Consider the following 23,671-nt stretch of genomic DNA (forward strand, 5'->3'; position numbering starts at 1 on the left):
CCGCGCCTCTCAGCGCAGGCGCGCCGCGGCCAGGATGGGCCCCGCCCCCTTGCGCTGCAGGATCACCACGGCAGGCTGATTGCCCGCGCCCGGTGCCTTGATCTGCATGGGCGCGGACAGGTCCCATTCACCGATCGTGGTCCATTCGGTGACCACATTGGCATAGTCCATCTGGCGGCCCGCGTTCTCGCCGCGCGTGATCTCGACCCGCTGCGAGGGGATATAGCGCACAAGCTGAACGACCAGGGGCCCTGCCACCCCCTGCCCCGCATCGCCGCGGATCACAAGCTGGCCGTCCGGCGCCCGCTCAAGCGCCACACGCACACCGGTCTGAACGGATGCATGGCGCAGGATCAGGGAGTTCGCGTCTTCTTCATGGGTGCCGACCACATGGTCCTCGCCCGACACGATCATCTGCGGCGTATAGACGGACCGGCGTCCGGCGGCCTTGGCATAGGCCTTCTGGCGCTGCGTGAAGGCGGGCTGCGCGAAACTGTCCTTCCAGCCGATGTAGTCCCAGTAGTCCACATGCAGCGCTAGGGCGATCACGTCGTCCCGCTGGCTCAGTTCGTGCAGAAAGGCATCCGCCGGCGGGCAAGAGGAACATCCCTGCGAGGTAAACAGTTCAACCACAACAAGGCGCGTATCGGCCTGGGCCGTCCCCGCCGAAGCGGCAGCGATCAATCCGCCTGTAAGGCATCCCGCAATCCAAGCCCTGATCTGACCCATGTTCATCTGTCTCTTTCCGGTGGCTACGGTCCCGTTTTAGGCGCGCACCATTGAAATGACCAATCAAGGAATCGAGAGAGAGAGGTTACTGTGTCCTGTCTGCCCGATTTTTTTGTGTGCAATGGTATACATTTTGCCGTTGCCCCCCTTGATCGAAAGCCGACTATAGGCCAAAAGCAGCGCAGCAATACCCCTTATTTCCTGATCGGAGGGAGGCCACAGATGCCCATCACAGTCGGACAAGACAGCGCCAAGACCCGCAAGACCCTGACGGTCGGCGGACAGAGTGTTTCCTATTACTCGATCCCGGCTGCACAGGCCGCGGGCCTGGGCGATTTCTCGCGCCTGCCCGCCGCGCTGAAAGTGGTTCTCGAGAACATGCTGCGTTTCGAGGATGGCGGCTTCACCGTATCCGTCGATGACATCAAGGCGTTTTCCGAATGGGCCGACAAGGGCGGCCAGAACCCGCGCGAGATCGCCTATCGCCCGGCCCGCGTGCTGATGCAGGACTTCACCGGCGTGCCCGCCGTGGTCGACCTGGCCGCGATGCGCGACGGGATCAAGGCCCTGGGCGGCGATGCGCAGAAGATCAACCCGCTGAACCCGGTCGATCTGGTCATCGACCATTCGGTGATGATCGACGAATTCGGCAATCCGCGCGCCTTCCAGATGAACGTGGATCGCGAGTATGAGCGCAACATCGAGCGTTACACCTTCCTGAAATGGGGTCAGAAGGCCTTCAACAACTTCCGCGTGGTGCCGCCGGGCACCGGCATCTGCCACCAGGTGAACCTGGAATACCTGGCGCAGACCGTCTGGACCGATACAGATCAGCATGGCGCGACCGTCGCCTATCCCGACACGCTGGTCGGCACCGACAGCCACACCACCATGGTCAACGGCCTTGCGGTTCTGGGCTGGGGCGTCGGCGGGATCGAGGCCGAGGCCGCGATGCTGGGTCAGCCCGTGTCGATGCTGATCCCCGAAGTCGTGGGCTTCAAGATCACCGGCGCGATGACAGAAGGCGTGACCGCAACTGATCTGGTGCTAAAGGTCGTGCAGATGCTGCGCGCCCATGGCGTTGTCGGCAAGTTCGTCGAATTCTACGGCGAAGGCCTGGACAACATGCCGCTGGCGGATCGTTCGACCATCGCCAACATGGCCCCCGAATACGGCGCCACCTGCGGCTTCTTCCCGATCGACAACGAGACCCTGCGCTACCTGCGCCAGACCGGTCGCGACGAGGACCGTATCGCCCTGGTCGAAGCCTATGCCAAGGAAAACGGGTTCTGGCGCGGTGCGGATTATGCGCCTGTCTATACCTCGACACTGCATCTGGACCTGGGCGATGTGGTGCCCGCCATCTCGGGCCCGAAGCGTCCGCAGGATCACGTGCCACTGACCGATGCCGCGCATGTCTTCGGCGACTATATCCGTGGCCTGCGCAAGATGCCGGCCGCGCCCAAGCTGGAAAAATCCGACATGGTGGAAGAAGGCGGCAAGCCCGGCCCCAACCATGTTCCGGGCAACATCACCGGCTTTTCCAGCGCCGCTGTCGCGGGCGAGGATTACAAGCTGCATGACGGATCGGTCGTGATCGCCTCGATCACCTCCTGCACCAACACCTCGAACCCCTATGTGATGATCGGGGCAGGTCTGGTCGCGCGCAAGGCGCGCGCCCTGGGCCTGACCCGCAAGCCCTGGGTCAAGACATCGCTCGCCCCCGGTAGCCAGGTCGTGTCGGAATACCTGGAGGCCGCGAACCTGCAGGAAGACCTGGACGCCATCGGCTTCAACCTCGTGGGCTATGGCTGCACGACCTGCATCGGCAACTCGGGCCCGCTGCAGCCCGAGATTTCGAAGGCGATCAACGAGAACGATCTTGTCGCCGTGTCGGTCCTGTCGGGCAACCGCAACTTCGAGGGCCGCATCAGCCCCGATGTGCGCGCCAACTACCTGGCAAGCCCCCCGCTGGTCGTGGCCTATGCCATCGCGGGCGACATGAACATCGACATCACCAAGGATGCGATCGGCACCTCGAAGGACGGCAAGCCTGTCTATCTCAAGGATATCTGGCCGACCTCGCAGGAAATCGCGGACCTGGTCGAAAAGACCGTCACCCGCGAGGCGTTCCTCAAGAAATACGCCGATGTGTTCAAGGGCGACGAGAAATGGCAGGCGGTCGAGACCACCGACAGCGAGACCTATGACTGGCCCGCATCCTCGACCTATATCCAGAATCCGCCCTATTTCCGCGGCATGGGCACCGAGGCCGGCGTGATCCATGACATCAAGGGCGCCCGCGTGCTGGCACTGCTGGGTGACATGATCACCACCGACCACATCAGCCCGGCAGGGTCTTTCAAGGACACCACCCCCGCAGGCAAATACCTGATCGAACGTCAGGTTCCGGCGCGCGAGTTCAACTCTTACGGGTCGCGTCGCGGCAACCACGAGGTGATGATGCGCGGCACTTTCGCCAACATCCGCATCAAGAACGAGATGCTGGACGGGGTCGAGGGCGGCTATACCAAGGGTCCGGACGGGGCGCAGACCTCGATCTTCGACGCCTCGATGGCCTATCAGGAGCAGGGCACGCCGCTGGTGATCTTTGGCGGCATCGAATACGGCGCAGGCTCCAGCCGCGACTGGGCGGCCAAGGGCACGGCACTGCTGGGCGTCAAGGCCGTGATCGCCGAGTCGTTCGAGCGTATCCACCGGTCGAACCTGGTCGGCATGGGCGTCATCCCGTTCGAATTCACCGGCGGCGACAACCGCAAGTCGTTGGACCTGAAAGGTGACGAGACCGTTTCGATCACCGGGCTTGAAGGTGATCTGAAGCCGCTGTCGGATGTGCCCTGCACCATCACCTATGGTGACGGTTCCGTGCGCGAGATCATGGTGAAATGCCGGATCGATACCGCCGTGGAAAAGGAATATGTCGAGAACGGTGGCGTGCTGCATTACGTGCTGCGCAACCTGGCCAAGTCGGCCTGATCGGCGCAAGCCCCAAGACAAAGCCCCGGTGCGATGCACCGGGGCTTTTTTCATGCGCGCTGCGGATCTGTCAGGATCCTGCGCCGCGCGCCTTTTCAATGGCGGGAAGGATCGTCGCATCGATGATGCGCTGGGTGATCGGCCCGGCATGACGCAGCAAGATATTGCCCTGCCCGTCGATCACATAGGTTTCCGGGACGCCGTAAAGCCCCCAGTTCAATCCCATGCGCCCCGAGGTATCCGCCCCCATCGCCGCATAGGGGTTGCCCAGCTCGTCAAGAAAGCCCATCGCGTTATCGGGCTGGTCCTTGTAGTTGACCCCGTAGATCGTCAGCCCGGATTTCGCCAGCGCCTCGAGGTTGGGATGCTCCACCCGGCAGGGCGCGCACCAGCTGGCCCAGAAATTCACCAGCGTCACCTCGCCTGCGCGCAGGTCGGCATCCCCGAAAGGCGCGTCAGGGCCAAGCTGGTCCACCGCTATTGCGGGGGCTTGCCGCCCTTCCAGCGCCGAGGGCAGCTGATCGGGATCGTCGCGCTGCATCCCGAACCAGAACATCGCGGCAAGGCCCGCGAAGATCAGCGGCGGGGCCAGCATCAGAGGCGAGATTTTAGCCATGTCTGCGGCTCCTGCGTTCCACCTCATCCAGTTGCGCACGCACCTTGCGCGCCCGCATCACGCTGAAGGCCACGAGGGCCAGGATCAGAACGATGGACACGGCATAGGATGACAGTACCGCGTCGGCGTATTTTCCAAGATCGGGCATCATCCCAGTCTCTCCCGTGCCAGAAGGGCCCGCATCCGGCGGGCACGAATTTCGGTTTGCGTGCGCAGGAACACCAGCGCGATGAACAGCAGCACAAAGCCCGCAATGCAGAACAGCAGCGGGTGATAGAACACGTCGGCCACGTTCTTTTCCTTGTCCAGGCTCAGCGATGCGCCCTGATGCAGGCCCTGGTTCCAGAAATTCACGGCATAGCGGCTCAGCAGTGCAAAGACCGATCCGACAAGGCAAAGCACCGATGTCAGATCGGCGGCGGTGTCGTCATTCTCGATCGCGGCCCAAAGCGCCATGTAGCCCAGGTAGAACAGGAACAGGATCAGGAACGATGTCAGGCGTGGATCCCAGGCCCACCAGGTGCCCCACATCGGCTGCCCCCAGATCGCGCCGGTCGCAAGGGCAATCACAGTCATTACCGCGCCCACCGGTGCCGCCGCGCGCGCGGCCAGCGCCGAGACATGGTGCCGCCGGACGATCCAGATCAACGAGGCCACCAACATCATCAGCCAGGCATTGATCGCCATCAGCGCCGCGGGCACATGCAGGTAGATGATCTTGACCGTCGAGCCTTGGCGGAAGTCGTCAGGCGTGAAGAAAAAGCCCCAGATCAGCCCGATCACAAGCGTGATCGCGGACAGCACGGACAGCCAGGGCAGAAGCCTGTCCGTTGTCTGAATGAACTTCTTTGGGTTCGCATATTCCCAGATCGACGCCATATCCCGTTCCTATTCCATCGCCCCTCGGGCGCAAGTCACATCCCCGTCAACGCAGGTTTACCCGCAGAACCGCTGCCGAGGCAAAGGGTAGCAGGGCTATCGCCCCGAAGGTGATCCCTGCCAGCATCGCCAGCGGCACGGCCGTTTCCAGCCCTTCCGCCCCGCGCCGCGCCACCTCTGCCCCGAAGATCAGCGTGGGCACATATAGTGGCAGAACCAGCAGGCTCAACAGCAGCCCGCCCCGTTTCAGCCCCACCGTCAGCGCCGCCCCGAATGTGCCGATCACGCTGAGCGCCGGGGTCCCCAGCGCCAGTGACACCAGCAGGGGCAGATAGCCCTCGGGCGGCAGGCTCAGCAGCAGCGCGAAAAGCGGCGAGGCCAGCACCAGCGGCACCCCCGTCGCCAGCCAATGGGCCAAGGCCTTGACGCTGACAAGCGCCTCCATCGGCAAGGGGGCCGTGGCCAGCAGATCCAGCGAGCCATCCTCCCAATCCAGCGCAAAAATCCGGTCCAGCGACAAGAGGCAGGACAACAGCGCCCCCAGCCAAAGGATACCCGGCGCGATCCGTGCCAGAAGCCCGCTGTCCGGCCCGACCCCGAAGGGTACCAGCACCACGACGATCAGGAAGAAAGCCAGCCCAAGGCCAAAGCCGCCCCCTGCGCGCACCGCAAGCCGGATATCGCGGATCAGCAGCGCCCTCACAGGAAAGACCCGTCGAAATCGTCATGGGCGGGGGCCTTGGCACGGTAAAGTGCCACATCCAGCACGCGCGCCTCCTCCAGCCCCAGATCGATATGCGTGGCCATCAAGGCCATGCCGCCGCCCGCCAGATGGGTCCGCACGGCCTGTGCGAAAAGGCCTACGGCGCTTGCATCAAGGGATACGGTGGGTTCGTCCAGCACCCAGACGGGCCGTCCCGTCACCACCATGCGCGCCAGCCCAAGCCGTCGCTTTTGCCCTGCCGACAGCGCCCCTGCCATGCGGTCGGCCAAAGCCGCCAGATCGAAGGCCTCAAGCGCATTTGCCACGCCCGATGTGCCGAAGATATCGGCCCAGAAGGTCAGGTTCTCGCGCACCGTCAGGGTCGACTTGATCCCGTCCGCATGGCCTGCATAGGCCATCGCCTCGCGTTCCAGACCGACATGGCCCGCAAGGGGCGGCTGAAGCCCGGCGATGGTGCGCAGCACAGTGGTCTTGCCCACGCCATTGGGACCACGCAGGATCAGCGCCTCGCCGGAACGCAGGGTGAAGTCCAGCCCTTCGAGGACCGGAATACCGCCGCGCGCAACGCTCAGACCTGTGACGTTCAACTCCATGCGCCGCGTCTAACCCATTCTCACATATTCCGAAAGGCGCAGATCACCGCAGCACCTCGCCCACGGGCAGAAGTGCCGCCGCCACGCGGCGGCCTTCGGACACCAGGACGTTGTAGGTGCGGCAGGCGGCGGGCGAATTCATCACCTCGACCCCCATCCCCAGCGCCTCAAGCCGGTCGCGCAGGGCAACGGGCGCATGGGCGATCTCGGCCCCCATGCCAAGAAAGATCACATCGACCTGGCCGGCCAGGGCGGTCAATGGCTCGACATCCCCGACCCCGCCCCATTGGCTGGCGCGCGTCACCGTCACCAGAACAGGCCCCTCGATGATCTGTTTGCCAACGCGGAAGAACCCCGGCCCATAGCCGTCGATGGGCATTGCCCCGTCGAAATTCACCTCGGTCACGCGCATGGTCTTGCCTCCGTCTTCTGTGGTCGTTCAATCCCAGAGCGGCAGCCCGCTGATGGCTGCGGCAGCGATGACCACATAGGCCGCCGCACGATAGAGCCGTTCCCGTTCCGGGCGAAAGATCGCCGCACCCGCCATATTGGCCAGCATCACCGGCAAGGCAAGCAGAAGCCCAAGGATGACCGGCACCGCCTCAAGCCTGTCCTGCAGCGCCAGCACGGCGATCAGCACGATATCGAAGATGAACAGGTAGATCAGGATGTTCGCCCGCACCTGTGCGGCAAGGCGCGTCGAGGCAAGATAAAGCAGGATGACCGGTGGCCCCGGCACACCCACGACGCCGCCCAGAAATCCGCTGAGGCCGCCTGTGCCCAGAAGGATCGGCGCCGACAACGGCCCGCGATAGCGCAAGCCCGCTAGCAGAAGCACCGGGACCAGCAGCGCCAGGGTCGACACGGCATAGCGAAAGAGTTCCGGCCGGATCGATGTCAGAACCATCAGCCCGAGCGGCAGCGCGAGGATCATCGCCACGCACAGAAGGGCCACCTCGCGCGGGTTGCCGTCGCGGCGGGCGCGCGGCAGGTTCGGGATCGGCCCGAAAAGGTCCATCACCACAAGGACCGTCAGCGCCCAGATCGGCGACATCAGCTGACCCGCGACCGGCATGAAGACCAGAGCGGTGCCGAACCCTGAAAATCCGCGCACGAAGCCGGCCAGCACGGTTCCCGCGATCAGCCACCCCAGCCCGTCAAAGGCAAGGGCCGCGCCAAGGGCGTCAGGCATCTATGTTCGAGAACTGCGTGCCCGCATTGCCATCCGGCTTGGACCAGTCGCGCTTGACGCCCATCTTCAACAGCACGACCGAGGCCACGAAGATCGACGAATAGGTGCCGACCACGATCCCCCAGATCATCGCAAAGACAAAGCCGCGGATCACGTCGCCACCAAGGACAAACAGGGCGATCAACGCGATCAGCGTGGTCAGAGAGGTCATCATCGTGCGGCTGAGGGTTTCGTTGATCGACAGGTTCAGCACCTCGCGCAGGGGCTTTTGCTTGTATTTGCGCAGGTTTTCCCGCACCCGGTCGAAGACCACGACCGTATCGTTCAGCGAATAGCCCACGATGGTCAGAAGGGCCGCAATGATCGCAAGGTCAAACCTGATCTGCAATTCCGAGAAGACACCGATCGTCAGCACCACGTCATGCACCAGCGCCACGACGGCGCCGACCGCGAATTGCCACTCAAACCGCAACCAGATGTAGACCAGCACCGCCGCGATCGCCAGAACCACGGCGATGGCGGCCGTCATGATCAACTCGCCCGACACCTTGGGGCCGACCAATTCGACCGACACGAAACGGATATCGGGGACCGCCTGCTGCAATGCGCCCTCGACCGCGGCGATCAGTTCGGGCGACACGGCCTCCTGATCGTCCTGGGCCTGGATGCGCACCATGGCGACGTTTTCATCAGGGCCGAAGCTGGGATCGAAAATCTCGGTGATGGACACATCGCCAAGGGCCAGCGTGTCCACCGCGGTGCGATACACCGCGATGTCGATGGGCTGCGCGCTTTCGGTGCGGATCGTGGTCCCGCCCCTGAAATCGATCCCGTAGTTGAGGCCCTGCACGAAGAAGGACACCATCGCCAGCACCATCATGAAGCCCGAAATGCCCAGCCAGAGGGTCGGCTTGCCGAAGAAATCGAAGTTGGTTGTCTCGGGAACAAGTCTCAGGCGCATCTCAAACCTCGATTGTCTTGGGGCGGCGGCGTTCGAACCAGATCACGATGATCAACCGCGTGACGAAAATGGCCGTGAAGACCGAGGTCAGGATGCCCAGGCCGAGGGTGATCGCGAAGCCGCGCACCGGGCCGGACCCCATGACATAGAGAATCAGGGCGGTCATGAAGGTGGTGATATTGGCGTCCACGATCGCGCTCAGTGCCTTTTCATAACCAAGGTCTATGGCGCGCGCGGGACCCTTGGCGGTCTTCAACTCTTCGCGGATACGCTCGAATACCAGCACGTTCGCATCCACCGCCATGCCGATGGTCAGCACGATCCCCGCGATACCCGGCAGGGTCAGCGTGGCCCCGATCAGCGACAACAGCCCGAAGATCAGCGCCACGTTGATGATCAGCGCGATATTGGCGAAGACACCGAACAGCCCGTAGCTGAGCACCATGAAGACCAGCACGGCGATACCCGCCACGATACAGGCGATCTTGCCCGCCTCGATGCTGTCCGCGCCCAGTTCCGGCCCGATGGTGCGTTCCTCAAGGAATGACAGCCCCGCAGGCAGCGCGCCCGCGCGCAGCAGCACCGCCAGCTGGGTGCTTTCCTCGACACTGAAATTGCCGGTGATGATGCCCGATCCGCCGGGGATGTGGCTCTGGATGACGGGGGCGCTGATCACCTCGTTGTCCAGCACGATGGCGAAGGGATTGCCGATGTTCTCGGCCGTGTAATTGCCGAATTTCCGCGCGCCCGTGGGGTTGAAGCGGAAGTTCACGGCAGGGCGGCCATTCTGGTCGAAGGCGGGCTGCGCATCGACCAGCTCTTCGCCGGTCACCACGGGCGCCTGTTCCAGAACATAGAAGGTTCCCGCCTCGTCGATTGACGGCAAGAGTTCATTGCCCGCGCCCGCAGGCATGTTGGCATTCGTGGTACGGGTGACGACGGGCTGGAAGGTCAGCTGCGCCGTGGTGCCGATGATCTCTTTCAACTCGGCCGCCGATCCCACGCCGGGCACCTGGATCAGGATGCGATCCGCGCCCTGACGCTGGATCGTGGGCTCGCGCGTGCCGACCTCGTCGATCCGGCGACGAATGATCTCAAGCGATTGCTGGACGGTACGGTCATCCGTCGCCTGCCGTTCGGCCTCGGACAGACGCACCACGATGTCGGCACCATCAACGGTCACATCGATGTCGCTGGCCCCTGCCCCGGTCAGGCTGACGACGGGCCGGGCTAGGCCGCGCACCAGTTCCGCCGCCCGCGTGGCCTGCTCGGGCCGCTCGTTCAGGCGGACGCGCAATTCATCGGATGCGGACGGCTGCAGGCGGATGGTGCCCACCGTATCGCGCTCTTCGCGCAGCAGGTCACGCACATCGGGCCACATGCCCTGCAACCGTGCCTCATAGACATCGGCCACCTGCACTTCGGCCAGCAGATGCGCGCCGCCGCGCAAATCAAGACCCAGGTTCACCAGCGCCGAAGGCAGGAAAGAGGGCCATTGCCCTGCCTGCACCTCCAGCGCTGAATCGGTGCTGCCCAATTCAAGGGCGGCGCGCGCATCGTTGGCGCCTTCGACCCGCGAATAGAACCCGTTGGGCAAGGCCAGCGCCAGGCCAAGTGCCACTACCGTCCAGATCAGAAGCCGTTTCCAGAGATCAATCTGAAGCATGTCACCTGCCTTGTACCGAATTTGCGCCGTCCGATGGCATCGGGCCTGTCGAAACCGGAGCGGTCGAAAAAGTTTCGGCCCAAGGGATCATGCCCCCGTGGGCCGGCCGTTGTCAGCTTGCAGCGGGCTCGGTCTTCGAGATGACCTGCGCCACGGTGGACTTGACCACGCGCACCTTGACGTTCTCGGCCAGTTCAACCTCGATCTCGTTGTCGTCCTTGACCTTGGACACCTTGCCGATCAGCCCGCCCTGGGTGATGATCTGATCGCCGCGACGCAGGGCGGCCACCATCGCCTGATGCTCTTTCAGCTTTTTCTGCTGGGGGCGGATCAGCAACAGATACATGATCGCGAAGATCAGGATAAGCGGGATAAACTGGGCAAAGGCTTCCATCGGTCTGTCCTTGTCATGAAGCGTCAGGGGGCCGGCTGGCCCCCTTGGAATTGGCAGGGAACCTATGTGCCGACGCCCCCTTTTGCAAGGCAGGAAACGGCCAAAGCGACACGGAACGAGGTGGAAACGGTCCGGTCGGCGCTGCAGGCCAAATCGCCCCTTCAATCGCGCCGGCAGTTGCGGCATATGGGAAAGACGCCCAGAACCAGACCGGAGCAAGCCATGCACGACATCCGCGCCATCCGCGAAAACCCCGCCGCTTTCGATGCCGCCCTTTCCCGGCGCGGCGCGGCACCGATGTCGGCAGAGGTGCTGGCCCTGGACGAGGCAAGGCGCGCCCGCATCACCGCGGCCGAGACGGCACAGGCCGACCAGAACCGCGCCTCCAAGGACGTGGGCGCCGCCAAGGCCAGCGGCAACGAGGCCGAATTCGAACGCCTGCGCGCGCTTGTGGCCGACAAGAAGGCCGAAGTCGCCGCCATGCAGGCCGAGGCGCGCGAGCTTGACCAGAAGCTGACCGACCTGCTGCTGACGCTGCCCAACAGCCCGCTTGCAGAAGTGCCGCAAGGCGCAGATGAGAACGACAATGTCGAGCTGCGCCGCTGGGGCAGCCCGCGTGCGCTGGACTTCAAGCCGCTGGAGCATTTCGACATTCCCGCCGTCAAGCCGGGCATGGATTTCGAAACGGCGGCGAAGCTCAGCGGGTCGCGCTTCGTCGTGCTGCGCGGTTCTGTCGCGCGACTGCACCGGGCGCTGGCGCAGTTCATGCTGGATGTGCACACGACCGAGCATGGCCTGACCGAGATGATCACCCCGGTCCTCGTGAAGGACGAGGCGATGTACGGCACCAACCAGTTGCCGAAATTCGCCGAAGACAGCTATCGCACCACCAATGGCTGGTGGATGATACCGACCTCCGAGGTGACGCTGACCAACACCGTGGCGGGCGACGTGCTGGAAGATGCGGCGCTGCCGATCCGCATGACCGCCCATACGCTGTGCTTCCGCTCCGAGGCGGGTTCGGCGGGCAAGGACACCTCGGGGATGTTGCGCCAGCACCAGTTCGAAAAGGTCGAGATGGTCAGCATCACCCGCCCCGAGGACAGCCTGGCAGAGCATGAGCGGATGACCGGCTGCGCCGAGGCGATCCTGCAAAAACTGGGCCTGCCCTACCGGACGGTTGTCCTGTGCACCGGCGACATGGGCTTTGGCGCGCAGAAGACCCATGACATCGAGGTCTGGCTGCCCGGTCAGAACACCTACCGCGAGATTTCCAGCGTATCGGTCTGCGGCGATTTCCAGGCCCGCCGCATGAATGCGCGTTACCGTCCCGCCGGTGGCGGCAAGCCCGAGTATGTTCATACGCTGAACGGATCGGGGCTGGCTGTCGGGCGCTGCCTGATCGCGGTGCTTGAAAACGGGCAACAGGCCGATGGGTCGGTGGATCTGCCGCAGGCGCTGCATGCCTATACCGGCGGCAAGACCCGGATCGACGCCACGGGCGCGCTGGTCTGAGGACCAGCCGCCGCGCGCGCAACGCGACGACAACGGCGCAAGTCGGCCAGCAACGGGGCCAGTCCGGGCCAGTCGAGGCAAACGGGCCTTTGGCTTTTGATGGCGGATGGCTATATCTGCCTTACGGCCCTCATGTGAAAGGCGAATTCCGCAGATGTACCGCAAGACTTCATTGCTTGTCCTGATCACGGCGCTGGCCTTCGCGCTATCGCCGCTGCTGTCTTCGGGCTTCAACGGTTTCGCCCCCGACCAGTTCCCGGTGCCGCAGATCGACCCGCCGGTGCAGCCCGCAGGCTATGCCTTTGCCATCTGGGGAGTGATCTATCTCTGGCTGGTGGCCGCTGCGGCCTATGGTGTCTGGGACCGGGCCACCGATCCTGACTGGGAACCGATGCGCCCTGCCCTGACGGTCAGCCTGCTGATCGGTGCCGGCTGGATTCCGGTCGCACAATTGTCGCCGCTCTGGGCGACGATATTGATCTGGGCGATGCTGATCAGCGCCGTGATCGCGCTTTTGAGGGCGGGCAAGGCGGATCACGCATGGCTGCGCGCGCCCATCGCCCTTTATGCAGGCTGGCTGACGGCGGCATCCTGCGTCGCGATCGGCCTGATGCTGGCGGGCCATGGCATCCTTTCGGCACAGATGGCGGCCTATGCGGGGATCACGCTGGCACTTGTGATCGCGCTGGCCATACAGGCCATGCGCCCCGATACGCCAGCCTATCCGGCAGCGGTCATCTGGGCGCTTGTGGGCGTGGCCATGTCGAACCTTGACGGTCCGAACTGGGGCGTTCTGTCCCTTGTAGGCCTAGGGATCGGCCTTCTGGGCTGGCGCGCAGCGGTGAACCTGCGCGCCTGACCGGCACGGATCAGCGCCGCCCCTTTTTTGCGGGGGTCGGCGCCTTGCCCAGATGCTTGGTCAAAGCACCCGCGTTGCGTTCACGCCGGCCCTTGTAGGGGTTCTTGTCGCCCTGCCCGCGCATGTACAGGCGGATCGGTGTCCCCGGCATGTCGAAATCGGTCCGCAATCCGTTGACAAGATAGCGGGAATAGCTGTCGGGCATGTTTTCCGGGCTGGAACACATCACGACAAATCCCGGCGGACGTGTCTTGGCCTGGGTCATGTAACGCAGCTTGATCCGCTTGCCACCAGGTGCGGGGGGCGGATGCGCCTCCATCATGCCCGCCAGCCAACGGTTCAGCTGTGCCGTGGTGACACGACGGTTCCATGTCTCATAGGCCTTTTCCACGGCGGCCCGCAGGCGGTCCAGCCCCTTGCCGGTCTTGGCCGAGACGGTGACCAGCGGCGCGCCGCGCAGCTGCGGCAACAGCCGCTCGAAGGCTTCGCGCAGGGCGTTGATCTTGCCCTGCTTGTCATCCTCGATGTCCCATTTGTTGACAGCGACGACCACCGCGCGCCCCTCGCGTTCGGCCAGATCGGCGATCCGCAGGTCCTGCTGTTCGAAGGGGATGGCCGCGTCCAGCAGCACGATCACCACCTCGGCGAACTTGACCGCGCGCAGCCCGTCGGACACCGACAGCTTTTCCAGCTTGTCCTGAACCTTGGCGCGCTTGCGCATGCCGGCTGTGTCCCAGATGCGGATCGGCAAGCCTTCCCAGTCTATGGTCAGGGAAATCGCGTCACGTGTGATCCCGGCTTCGGGCCCCGTCAGCAGGCGATCATCACCGAGGATCTTGTTGATCAGCGTGGATTTGCCCGCGTTCGGACGTCCCACGACGGCGATCTGCATCGGTTTTTCCGGGGTGGGCCAGCGGATCGGTGCGATGCTGTCGCCGTCCGCGTCCTCATCCTCGAGCGTCACGTCGGTTTCGGGCGTATCGTCCTGATCGGCCTTGGCCTGTTCCTCGAAGGCATCGGCCAGCGGCATCAGATGCGCATAAAGATCGTTCAGCCCCTCGCCATGTTCGGCGGACAGGCGGATCGGCTCGCCCAGACCCAGACCATAGGCTTCGATGACACCGGCGTCAGCCGCGCGCCCCTCGCCCTTGTTGGCAGCCAGGATCACGTGTTTTGCCCGTTTGCGCAGGATTTCGGCAAAGACTTCATCGGTCGGGGTGACGCCGACGCGGGCATCGATCATGAACAGGCAGATATCGGCCATGTCCACGGCGCGCTCGGTCAGCTTGCGCATGCGGCCTTGAAGGGATTCGTCGGTCGCCTCTTCAAGGCCGGCCGTGTCGATCACGGTGAATCGCAGATCCCCCAGACGTGCAGCACCTTCACGCAGATCCCGCGTAACCCCGGGCTGATCATCGACCAGCGCCAGACGTTTTCCAACCAGGCGATTGAAAAGAGTGGATTTTCCCACATTGGGTCGGCCAACGATGGCCAGGGTGAAACTCATGGTTCTGCGGCTCCGGATCCGGTCAAGCGGCTGCGATACACTATCGCGCGCTTAACGGAAAGCGTGCAATTGTCCCCGCGCGCCGACGACAAACAGCGTACCTTGCGCCACCACGGGCGAGGACGTGGCCCCGCCGGGCACCTGCGCGGCATGGGTCTGTGCCCCCGAGACCGGATCGAAGAAGCGCAGCTGCCCGTCATTCGATGCGACGACAAGCTGCCCCCCGGCAAGGACCGGGCCATAGTGGGCCACCACCTCGACCTGGCGGCGCGGCCGGGTTTCGGTGAAATTCGGCAGTTTGACACCCCAGATCCGGCTGCCGTCACGCGCATCCAGACGCAGCAGCTCGTTCCGGTCACTGACCGCGAAGACCGATCCACCTGCAACCCAGACCGGGCTGATGGCCCCGTCCTGCGCGGTCCAGCGACGGTCGCCATTGGCGATGTCCAGCGCCACGATGCGGCCCGAATGGGTGCCCACATAGAGCGTATCGCCCGCCAGCACCGGATCGCCGGTGATATCGGCCACGCGTGCCAGCGCGCTGAAGCGGCGCTGCCCCGATACGATGGAGTTCCAGACCCGCAGGCCGCCCTGACGGAAGGTGGCCTGCACCTCGCCGTTGCCGAAGGCGAAGATCGCCAACTGGTCACTGACCACGGGGGCGGCCCCGCCAAGCACGTTGGATTGATCGGTCGCGGTCGAGGTCTGCCAGCGCACGCTCCCTGTCGCGGTCTCGATCGCCCAGGCGGTATCGCCGCCGGACACAAGATAGACCAGATCGCCCTGCACCGCGGGCGTGCCCGATCCCGTCGCCTCGAGTTTCTGCTGCCAGCGGACCTCGCCCGTGGCGGCGTCCAGCGCGCTGAGCAGACCGAAACTGGTCGAGACATAAAGAACACCGTCGGACAGGGCGATTCCACCGCCGCTGGCCTGATCGGACCGATCGCCCGAAGGCGTGAGGTCGCGTGACCACAGGGCGCCGCCCGTCGTCGCGGTCGCGGTGACCGTGGCACCTGCATCGAGGGTGAAGACGCGCCCCTGCGCCACGACAGGATCGGCCGTGATCCGCTGACGCTTGCCATCGCCCGCACCGATATTGGCGGACCAGACAAGTTGCGGGCGCGCGGACAGCGCCGCGTTGTCGGTCCGGTAGCGCGGCGCGTTGGGACGGTTGGTCCAGTCTGCATTGCTGGTCTGGGCCGGCAAGGTGATGGGCAGGCTGCGGTTTTCAGCGACCTCGCCCACTGCTGCCGCTGCGTCAGCCCCCAGCGGGGCGCGCAAGTCTTCGCGCGGGCCGGGCAGAAATGTCTGCGGTTCCGTGCAGGCCGACAGCAGGACAAGCCCGGCCAGCCCTGCGATCCATCCCTTGTTGTGCAACGATCCTGCCTTCACGCTCGCCTCGCCTTCCATGCCGCACCCGTCGCAGGCCCTCCATGGGGCGCGAGGGCACGGCCCCTTGTCAGTTTCCGGTGGCGCCGGTGCCGTCCAGCGTGCCGCCAAGGGCTACAATCAACTGAGACGCGCGTTGACGCAAGCCCGCTGTCACCTCGGCATCGGCCTGCAGCCGCTGAAGCCGCGCGACGGCGGCATCGATCTGGCCTTCCTCGATCTCGATCAGGGCCAGCTGTTCCTCGGCCGGCAGGCGCAGCATCGCGCTGGTCTGGGCCAGACCTTCGAAGCCCAGCCGCCGCTCGGCCAGGCCGAGGGTATCGGCCTGCAGCAGCAACGCCTTGAAACCGGCAATCTGCCGATAGGCGGCATCAACGGTCCCGTCTGCCGCAATCGCAGCCAGAAGGCTGCGGGCGCCATCAGTGTTGCCCGTCTCGATCATCTCGGCGGCGGTCATGAAATCGCGCACGACCCGCGCGCCCGTGCCCGGTGCATCGATCGCGGCCAGCGCATCGACGCGCGCGGCGCTTTCATCGGCCTCAAGCGCCGCGATCATCGCATCGCCCATCGCCTGGGCCGCGGCCTGGGCCTGGGCCTTGCGCCATTCGATCCATGCGGCACTGCCGACCAGCAACAGGACCAGCAGAACCGCAATCCAGCCATAGCGCCGCATCAGGCCGAACATGCGGTCGCGACGGACCTCTTCGGTGACTTCCTCGATGAAACTTTCGCTCTGGCTCACGCGCTGCCCTCCTGCCGTTCGCCCCCTCTTAACGTGAAGCCTTGTCCCTGCCAAGGGGCCGGGACCCCGGGCAAGCCGGGCACTTGAGCGGGTCCTTGCGCGGCACCGCAGAAAAGTTTAATCTGAACCGATCAGTTCAGCGTAGAAGCATGTAGGTCAACCATGCATGCGCGATCCCGGGCCGCACCCGGCTTACCGCTGCACCAGAAGGACACTTGATGCGCATCGTCTCGGTTATTGTCGCCGTCCTCGTGACTGCTTTCCTCTACACTCTTGTGATGCATCGTGATGCGTTGCTGGCCGTCGCCGGCAATGAACCGCCCGGTGCGTCCACCGAAGCGCAGGGCGATGCGGATGCGGGCGCGCCCGCGGCTGGCACGGTGCGTGTCGTCGCACTGGCCTCGACCGCGCGCCGGATCGAAGATGCCGTGATCCTGCGCGGCGAAACGCAGGCCATGCGCGATGTCGAACTGCGGGCGGAAACCTCGGGGCGTGTGGTGTCGGATCCGCTGCGGCGCGGCGCCTCCGTCACGGCGGGCCAGGTGATCTGCCAGATCGATATCGGCACGCGTGAGGCGATGCTGGCCGAGGCCGAGGCGCGCCTGACCGACGCACAGATCAACTTTGCCGCCGCCGACCGGCTGTCGCAGGACGGTTTCGCCTCTTCGACCCGCGTCGCCACGACCGAGGCGAACCTGCGCAGCGCCGAAGCCGCCGTGGCCGCCGCTGCCAAGGAAATCGAACGCCTGACGATCACCGCGCCTTTCGACGGCATCCTGGAAAGCGACAGCGCCGAGCTGGGCAGCCTGCTGCAACCGGGCGGACTTTGCGCCACGGTGATCCAGCTTGATCCGATCCGTATCGTCGGGTTCGCCCCCGAAACCGAGGTGGAGCGGATCGAGACCGGCGTCATGGCCGGGGCACGTCTGGCCACCGGCCAGGAGGTGCAGGGCATCGTCTCATTCCTGTCCCGCTCGGCCGATCCGATGACACGCACCTTCCGCGTGGATATCGAAGTGGCGAACCCCGACATGGCCATCCGCGACGGACAGACCGCCCAGATCGCCATCGCGGCCCCCGGCGCGCAGGCGCATCTGGTGCCGCAATCGGCGCTGACACTGAATGACGACGGCGCCCTTGGCGTACGGCTGGTCGATGCCGACAACACCGCGCGCTTCGCCCCCGTCCGTCTGCTGCGCGATACGGTCCAGGGCGTCTGGATCGAAGGCCTGCCCGAACAGGCCAACATCATCGTGACCGGTCAGGAATACGTGGCCGATGGCGTGCCCGTCATCCCAACATATCGCGAGGCGCAATAATGGTCGGCATGGTCGATTGGGCAGCCGCGCGCGCCCGCATGGTGATGGCCTTCATCCTGCTCTCGCTGGCCGTGGGCGGGTTTGCCTATGTCAGCCTTCCCAAGGAAGGCGAGCCGGACATCGAGATCCCGGCGCTCTTCGTCTCGGTCCCCTTCCCCGGCATTTCCGCCGAAGACAGCGAGGCGCTGCTGGTCAAGCCGATGGAGACCGAGCTGTCGGATCTTGACGGCCTGAAGAAGATGACCTCGACCGCGGCCGAGAATTACGCAGGCGTCGCGCTGGAATTCGAATTCGGCTGGGACAAGACCAAGATCATGGCCGATGTCCGCGAGGCCATGAGCAATGCCGAAAGCCTGTTCCCCGCCGGTTTCGAGAAATATTCGATCAACGAGATCAACTTTTCCGAATTCCCGATCATCATCGTCAACCTGACCGGCAACGTGCCCGAACGCACCATGGCGCGCATCGCCCGCGACCTTCAGGACGAGATCGAGGCGCTGGATGCCGTGATGGAAGCCGGGATCGCCGGCAACCGCGAGGAAATGGTCGAGGTGGTCATCGACCCGCTGCGCCTCGAATCCTACAATGTCACGGCAGGCGAGCTGATCAACGTCGTGCAGAACAACAACATGCTGATCGCCGCCGGCGAGGTGGAAACCGCCCAAGGCACGTTCAGCGTCAAGATCCCCTCGTCCTTCGACGGGCCGCGCGACATCTACAACCTGCCGGTCAAGACCAACGGCACCCGTGTCGTGACCCTCGGGGACCTGGCCGAGATCCGCATGACCTTCGAGGACAGGCTGGGCACCGCGCGCTTCAACGGAGAGCCGACAGTCGCGCTGCAGGTCGTGAAGCGCAAGGGGTTCAACCTGATCGACACGGCCTCAGAAGTGCGGCGCGTCGTGGCTGCGGCGCAGGCCACCTGGCCAGACGACATGCGCGCCGCCGTTCATCTTGGCACCTCGAACGATCAAAGCCGCGTCGTGGGCTCGATGGTCAGCCAGCTGGAAGGCTCGGTGCTGACGGCCATCGCGCTGGTGATGATCGTGGTGCTGGCCAGCCTCGGGCCGCGCGCGGCGCTGCTGGTGGGCTTTGCGATCCCCACATCCTTCCTTCTGTGCTTTGTTCTGCTGGCGATGATGGGGGTGACCATCTCGAACATCGTGATGTTCGGCCTGATCCTCGCGGTGGGCATGCTGGTGGATGGCGCCATCGTCGTGGTCGAATATGCCGACAAGCGCATCCAGGAAGGATCGGGGCCCATGTCGGCCTATGTCGAGGCGGCCAAGCGCATGTTCTGGCCGATCATCAGCTCCACCGCGACGACCCTCTGCGCTTTCCTGCCGATGCTGTTCTGGCCCGGTGTTCCGGGTGAATTCATGGGCATGCTGCCGATCACCCTGATCTTCGTGCTCTCCGCCAGCCTGATCGTGGCCTTGATCTACCTGCCCGTGATGGGCGGCGTGACCGGCCGGATGAGCCGCACTTTCGGCCGCACGTCCGACGCGCTGCGCCGCAGCCTGCCCTGGTGGGGGCGCGCGGCCCTTGTGCCGCCCGCGCTTTACCTGGTGTTCCTGGGCGCGATGCAGCTGATCAACCCCGGCTACCTGTTCGGCGGCCAGCCCATGGGCAGCGGCATCGTTTCCGCGCTGCCGGGCATGGTCCTCTTCACACTGGGCTGCTTTGCCGCGACCATCACGCTGGGCGCCGCCCGGATCGAACGCAAGCCCCGCCCCATCGTGGCCGGTCACCGGCGCACGATTTTCGGGCATTTCATCCGCTTCATCGCGGCCAACCCCGTGATGCCGCTGGTCACGATCGCCGCTGTCGGCATTTTCGTCGTCACCGTCTTCTCGGTCTTCCAGCAGAACAGCAGGGGCGTGGAATTCTTCGTGGATTCCGAACCCGAACAGGCCATCGTCTACGTGCGCGCAAGGGGCAACCTGTCGCTGGCCGAAAAGGACGCGCTGGTGCGTGCCGCCGAGGCGATCGTGCTGGCCCATCCGGGCGTCGACAACGCCTTCGCCTTTGCAGGCGATGGCGGCCTGAATGCCAATACGGGCGGCGCGCAGCCCCCGCTCGACACGATCGGTCAGATCCAGCTGGAAACCATCCCCTGGGAGGATCGGCGCGACCGGCCCGATCTGGACGGCGACCTGGTGATCGAGGAACTGACCCGCGACATCGCGGCCATTCCCGGCCTGCAGGTCGAGGTCATCGCCCAGGCCCGCGGCCCGGCTTCGGCCAAGCCGATTCATCTCCGCCTGAAAGGCGATGACTGGGAGGCCCTGCAAGAGGCGACCCGCATGGCCCGCGCGAAGTTCGAGGAAACCGAAGGCCTCACCCTGATCGAAGACACGCTCCCCCTGCCCGGCATCGACTGGCAGATCGACGTCGACGTGGAAAAGGCCGGCCGTTTCGGGGCGGATGTGGCCACGGTGGGCGGCATGGTCCAGCTGGTCACGCGCGGCATCCTGCTTGACACGATGCGTGTCGAGACCTCGGACGAAGAGATCGAGATCCGCGTACGCCTGCCCGAGGATGATCGCGTGCTCTCGACGCTGGACACGCTGAAAGTGCGCACCAGCGACGGTCTCGTGCCGCTGGCCAATTTCATCAGCCGCCAGCCGGTTCCGAAACTGGCGCAGATCAAGCGCGTGGACGGCAAGCGCTATTTCGACATCAAGGCCGGTGTGGCCGACGGGATGACCCTGTCCACGCCCGGTGGGGATGGATCGGTGTCCGAGGTGCCGATCACGGCCACCGAACGGATCGCGACGCTGACCGCATGGCTCGAATCCGACCCGCTTCCGGCGGGCGTACAATGGGAATGGACGGGCGACCAGGAAGATCAGGCCGAATCCGGTGCCTTCCTGGCCAATGCCTTCGCCGGGGCGCTGGGGCTGATGTTCATCATCCTGCTGGCGCAGTTCAACTCGGTCTATAACGCGGTCCTCGTGTTGCTGGCCGTGGTGCTGTCGACGACTGGCGTACTGATCGGGATGCTGGTGATGGATCAGACCTTCTCGATCATCATGACAGGCACGGGGATCGTGGCCTTGGCCGGGATCGTTGTGAACAACAACATCATCCTGATCGACACCTACCAGGATTACTCGCGCTACATGCCCCGGATCGAGGCGATCATCCGCACCGCCGAAGACCGCATTCGCCCGGTGCTGCTGACGACGATCACCACCATGGCGGGCCTTGCGCCCATGATGTTCGGCCTCAGCCTGGATTTCATCAACGGCGGCTACACGATCGACAGCCCGACTGCGCTGTGGTGGAAGCAGCTTGCAACCGCCGTGGTCTTCGGGCTGGGCCTTGCGACCATGCTGACGCTGGTCTTCACCCCGTCGCTTCTGGCGCTCCGGGTCTGGACGGGAACCTATGCGATGGCGCTCTCACGCATGTTGGCGATCCTGTCCCTCGGTCGCGGCAGCCGGGCCGCGCGCGACTGGGCGCTGAACCGGGCCGCGCGCAAGCTCAAGGCGCCCGAGATCATCTGGGAAGACGAACAGGCGGATACGGCCATTCTCGCGCCGCGCCCCGCCCACGATCCGCTGACCTCGCCCGAACCGCCGCTGCGCGCGGCCGAGTGATCCACATGCAAACGGCGCCGCAACAGTCTGCGGCGCCGTTTCTTCTTGCCCCAAATATCCCCGCCGGAGGCATCGCGGCACAGCCGCGATCTGCCCGATCTACGCTGCCGCCTCGCGCTCGCTGGCCTGGCGCTGCCACAGGCCCCAATAGCGTCCCTTGCGCGACAGCAGGTCCGTATGGGTGCCTTCCTCGACGATATGACCATCCTCCAGCACGATGATGCGATCCGCATCCGCCACGGTGGACAGCCGATGCGCGATGGTCAGCACGGTGCGTCCCTCGGCCGCGCGGGCCAATGCACCCTGGATTTCCTGTTCGGTTTCGGTATCCAGCGCCGATGTCGCCTCGTCCAGCAGCAGGATGGGCGGGTTCTTGAGCAGCGTGCGCGCGATCCCCACGCGCTGCTTCTCGCCGCCTGACAGTTTCAGCCCGCGCTCGCCCACCTGGGTGTCATAGCCGGCGGGCAGGCGCATGATGAAGTCATGGATCTGCGCATCGCGCGCGGCCTGCACGACCTGATCCTCGGTCGCGCCGTCGCGACCATAGGCGATGTTGTAGCGGATCGTGTCATTGAACAGCACCGTATCCTGCGGCACCACCCCGATCGCGTCATGCAGGCTGACCTGGGTCACGTCGCGCAGGTCCTGCCCGTCGATCAGAACCGCGCCACTGTTCACGTCGTAAAAGCGGAACAGCAGCCGCCCGATGGTGGACTTGCCCGACCCCGAAGAGCCGACGATCGCCACGGTCTCGCCCGCCGCCACCTTCAGGCTGACCCCTTTCAGGATCATGCGTTCGGGGTCATAGCCAAAGTGCACATCGCGCAACTCGACCTCGCCGCCTTGCACATTCAGAACATTTGCGCCCGTTTTATCGGAAACTTCGGCGGGCTGCTCTAACAAATCGAACATTTCGCCCATATCGACCAGGGACTGCCGGATTTCGCGATAGACTGTTCCGAGGAAGTTCAGCGGCATGGTGATCTGGATCATGTAGGCGTTGACCATGACGAAATCACCGACGGTCAGATGACCGCGCTCGACGCCCACGGCGGCCATGACCATCACGATCACAAGGCCCGCCGTGATCAGGAAAGCCTGCCCGAAGTTCAGGAAAGCCAGCGAATAGGCGGTCTTGAGGGCGGCGCTCTCATAGCGCTCCATCGCGCGGTCATAGCGGCGCGCCTCGCGGGCTTCGGCCCCGAAATACTTGACGGTCTCGAAATTCAGCAGGCTGTCGATGGCCTTCTGGTTGGCGTCGGTATCCTGATCATTCATCTCGCGGCGCAGTTTCACGCGCCATTCGGTGACCGCAAAGGTGAACCAGACATAGACCGCGATGGTCAGCACGATCACCGCCAGGTACCAGACGTCGAACAGGAAAAACAGGATCCCCGCGATCATCAGCAGTTCCAGAACCAGCGGCCCGATCGAGAACAGCAGGAAACGCAGCAGGAAGTCCACGCCTTTCACACCGCGTTCGATGATCCGGCTGAGGCCCCCGGTCTTGCGCGTCAGGTGATAGCGCATCGACAGGCGATGGATATGGGTGAAGGTTTCCAGCGCCAGCGCCCTGAGCGCGCGTTGCCCGACGGCGGCGAATACCGCATCGCGCAATTGCTGAAAGCCGTTCGAAAAAAGCCGCGCCATGCCATAGGCCACGGTCAGACCCACCGCGCCCAGCATCAGCGGCGACACCCCTTCCCCCGCCAGCGCATCCACGGCCTGCTTGTAAAGGATCGGCGTCACCACGGCGATGATCTTGCCCACCACCAGCGCCAGCAGCGCCAGAACGACGCGCCGCTTTACCCAAGGCTGATCCTCGGGCCACAGATAGGGCGAGACACGCCGGATCGTGCGCCAGCCGGACCGGCGTTCGGCGCTTGCCTCGTCAGAAGTGGGGGTCGTCGGTCGCATGGATCAGGCCTTTCGTGAGGACCTCACAGATAGGCCGCTTTTCCGGGGAAGGCCAGAGGGCCCCCGG

The 23,671-nt window shown here is 64.6% G+C and carries 20 protein-coding genes; 5 read left to right on the forward strand and 15 right to left on the reverse strand.

Features of this window, described 5'->3' with window-relative positions; genetic code table 11:
• Positions 1–9 precede the first annotated feature (9 nt).
• Complete coding sequence (locus tag ACMUJL_RS03035) at positions 10–729, reverse strand: DUF1223 domain-containing protein (RefSeq protein ID WP_375570541.1); 720 nt, start codon at positions 727–729, stop codon at positions 10–12.
• Positions 730–951: 222 nt separating this feature from the next.
• Here ACMUJL_RS03035 and acnA point away from each other — a divergent pair, with 222 nt between their 5' ends.
• Positions 952–3,726, forward strand: a complete 2,775-nt coding sequence (gene acnA, locus ACMUJL_RS03040) for an aconitate hydratase AcnA (RefSeq protein ID WP_375570539.1) — start codon at positions 952–954, stop codon at positions 3,724–3,726.
• Between the two features lie 70 nt (positions 3,727–3,796).
• Here acnA and ACMUJL_RS03045 read toward each other — a convergent pair whose 3' ends face one another.
• The 10 genes from ACMUJL_RS03045 to yajC form a co-directional block, all read right to left on the reverse strand.
• Positions 3,797–4,342, reverse strand: a complete 546-nt coding sequence (locus ACMUJL_RS03045; RefSeq protein ID WP_375570537.1) for a DsbE family thiol:disulfide interchange protein — start codon at positions 4,340–4,342, stop codon at positions 3,797–3,799.
• Positions 4,335–4,493 carry a heme exporter protein CcmD gene (ccmD, locus tag ACMUJL_RS03050; protein ID WP_375570535.1) on the reverse strand — a complete coding sequence of 53 codons (159 nt, stop codon included), beginning with the start codon at positions 4,491–4,493 and terminating at the stop codon, positions 4,335–4,337. The genes ACMUJL_RS03045 and ccmD overlap by 8 nt, the downstream gene beginning before the upstream one ends.
• A complete protein-coding gene (locus ACMUJL_RS03055; protein ID WP_068292915.1) occupies positions 4,490–5,221 on the reverse strand; it encodes a heme ABC transporter permease in 732 nt (243 codons plus the stop codon). Before ACMUJL_RS03055 ends, ccmD begins: the two co-directional genes overlap by 4 nt.
• A gap of 46 nt (positions 5,222–5,267) precedes the next feature.
• A complete protein-coding gene (ccmB, locus tag ACMUJL_RS03060) occupies positions 5,268–5,924 on the reverse strand; it encodes a heme exporter protein CcmB (RefSeq protein WP_068292918.1) in 657 nt (218 codons plus the stop codon).
• The gene (gene ccmA, locus ACMUJL_RS03065; RefSeq protein WP_375570532.1) at positions 5,921–6,538 is read right to left on the reverse strand and encodes a heme ABC exporter ATP-binding protein CcmA; all 618 of its coding nucleotides are present in this window, start codon (positions 6,536–6,538) and stop codon (positions 5,921–5,923) included. Before ccmA ends, ccmB begins: the two co-directional genes overlap by 4 nt.
• A gap of 43 nt (positions 6,539–6,581) precedes the next feature.
• Complete coding sequence (locus ACMUJL_RS03070; RefSeq protein ID WP_068292924.1) at positions 6,582–6,950, reverse strand: Mth938-like domain-containing protein; 369 nt, start codon at positions 6,948–6,950, stop codon at positions 6,582–6,584.
• 27 nt (positions 6,951–6,977) lie between these two features.
• Entirely contained in the window at positions 6,978–7,730 is a 753-nt protein-coding gene (locus ACMUJL_RS03075; protein ID WP_375570530.1) for a TSUP family transporter, read from the reverse strand.
• Positions 7,723–8,691, reverse strand: a complete 969-nt coding sequence (gene secF, locus ACMUJL_RS03080; RefSeq protein ID WP_416914113.1) for a protein translocase subunit SecF — start codon at positions 8,689–8,691, stop codon at positions 7,723–7,725. The genes ACMUJL_RS03075 and secF overlap by 8 nt, the downstream gene beginning before the upstream one ends.
• Position 8,692: 1 nt before the next feature.
• The gene (secD, locus tag ACMUJL_RS03085; RefSeq protein ID WP_068292933.1) at positions 8,693–10,357 is read right to left on the reverse strand and encodes a protein translocase subunit SecD; all 1,665 of its coding nucleotides are present in this window, start codon (positions 10,355–10,357) and stop codon (positions 8,693–8,695) included.
• 112 nt (positions 10,358–10,469) lie between these two features.
• On the reverse strand, positions 10,470–10,751 hold the full coding sequence (gene yajC, locus ACMUJL_RS03090) for a preprotein translocase subunit YajC (RefSeq protein ID WP_068292936.1): 282 nt from the start codon (positions 10,749–10,751) through the stop codon (positions 10,470–10,472).
• Between the two features lie 222 nt (positions 10,752–10,973).
• Here yajC and serS point away from each other — a divergent pair, with 222 nt between their 5' ends.
• Both serS and ACMUJL_RS03100 read left to right on the forward strand, forming a co-directional pair.
• Positions 10,974–12,266 (forward strand): serine--tRNA ligase, encoded by a 1,293-nt coding sequence (gene serS, locus ACMUJL_RS03095; protein WP_068292939.1) that lies wholly within the window; start codon positions 10,974–10,976, stop codon positions 12,264–12,266.
• Between the two features lie 154 nt (positions 12,267–12,420).
• Positions 12,421–13,125, forward strand: coding sequence for a TspO/MBR family protein (locus ACMUJL_RS03100; protein WP_068292942.1), 705 nt, complete (start codon positions 12,421–12,423; stop codon positions 13,123–13,125).
• A gap of 10 nt (positions 13,126–13,135) precedes the next feature.
• Here ACMUJL_RS03100 and der read toward each other — a convergent pair whose 3' ends face one another.
• From der to ACMUJL_RS03115, 3 genes are all read right to left on the reverse strand, one after another.
• Positions 13,136–14,632 carry a ribosome biogenesis GTPase Der gene (der, locus tag ACMUJL_RS03105; RefSeq protein ID WP_068292945.1) on the reverse strand — a complete coding sequence of 499 codons (1,497 nt, stop codon included), beginning with the start codon at positions 14,630–14,632 and terminating at the stop codon, positions 13,136–13,138.
• A gap of 51 nt (positions 14,633–14,683) precedes the next feature.
• Positions 14,684–16,024 carry a PQQ-like beta-propeller repeat protein gene (locus ACMUJL_RS03110; protein WP_375570524.1) on the reverse strand — a complete coding sequence of 447 codons (1,341 nt, stop codon included), beginning with the start codon at positions 16,022–16,024 and terminating at the stop codon, positions 14,684–14,686.
• Between the two features lie 67 nt (positions 16,025–16,091).
• A complete protein-coding gene (locus ACMUJL_RS03115) occupies positions 16,092–16,763 on the reverse strand; it encodes a hypothetical protein (protein ID WP_375570522.1) in 672 nt (223 codons plus the stop codon).
• Between the two features lie 218 nt (positions 16,764–16,981).
• Between ACMUJL_RS03115 and ACMUJL_RS03120 the strand changes: the two genes are divergently transcribed.
• Together ACMUJL_RS03120 and ACMUJL_RS03125 are read left to right on the forward strand one after the other, a co-directional pair.
• Positions 16,982–18,082, forward strand: a complete 1,101-nt coding sequence (locus ACMUJL_RS03120) for an efflux RND transporter periplasmic adaptor subunit (RefSeq protein WP_068292952.1) — start codon at positions 16,982–16,984, stop codon at positions 18,080–18,082.
• Positions 18,082–21,687, forward strand: a complete 3,606-nt coding sequence (locus tag ACMUJL_RS03125) for an efflux RND transporter permease subunit (protein ID WP_416914114.1) — start codon at positions 18,082–18,084, stop codon at positions 21,685–21,687. Before ACMUJL_RS03120 ends, ACMUJL_RS03125 begins: the two co-directional genes overlap by 1 nt.
• Positions 21,688–21,786: 99 nt before the next feature.
• Here the strand turns inward: ACMUJL_RS03125 and ACMUJL_RS03130 are convergent, their stop codons facing one another.
• The gene (locus ACMUJL_RS03130) at positions 21,787–23,604 is read right to left on the reverse strand and encodes an ABCB family ABC transporter ATP-binding protein/permease (RefSeq protein WP_068292958.1); all 1,818 of its coding nucleotides are present in this window, start codon (positions 23,602–23,604) and stop codon (positions 21,787–21,789) included.
• Positions 23,605–23,671 lie beyond the last annotated feature (67 nt).

The sequence above is a fragment of the Seohaeicola sp. genome (assembly GCF_048006315.1).
GTDB lineage: Bacteria > Pseudomonadota > Alphaproteobacteria > Rhodobacterales > Rhodobacteraceae > Seohaeicola.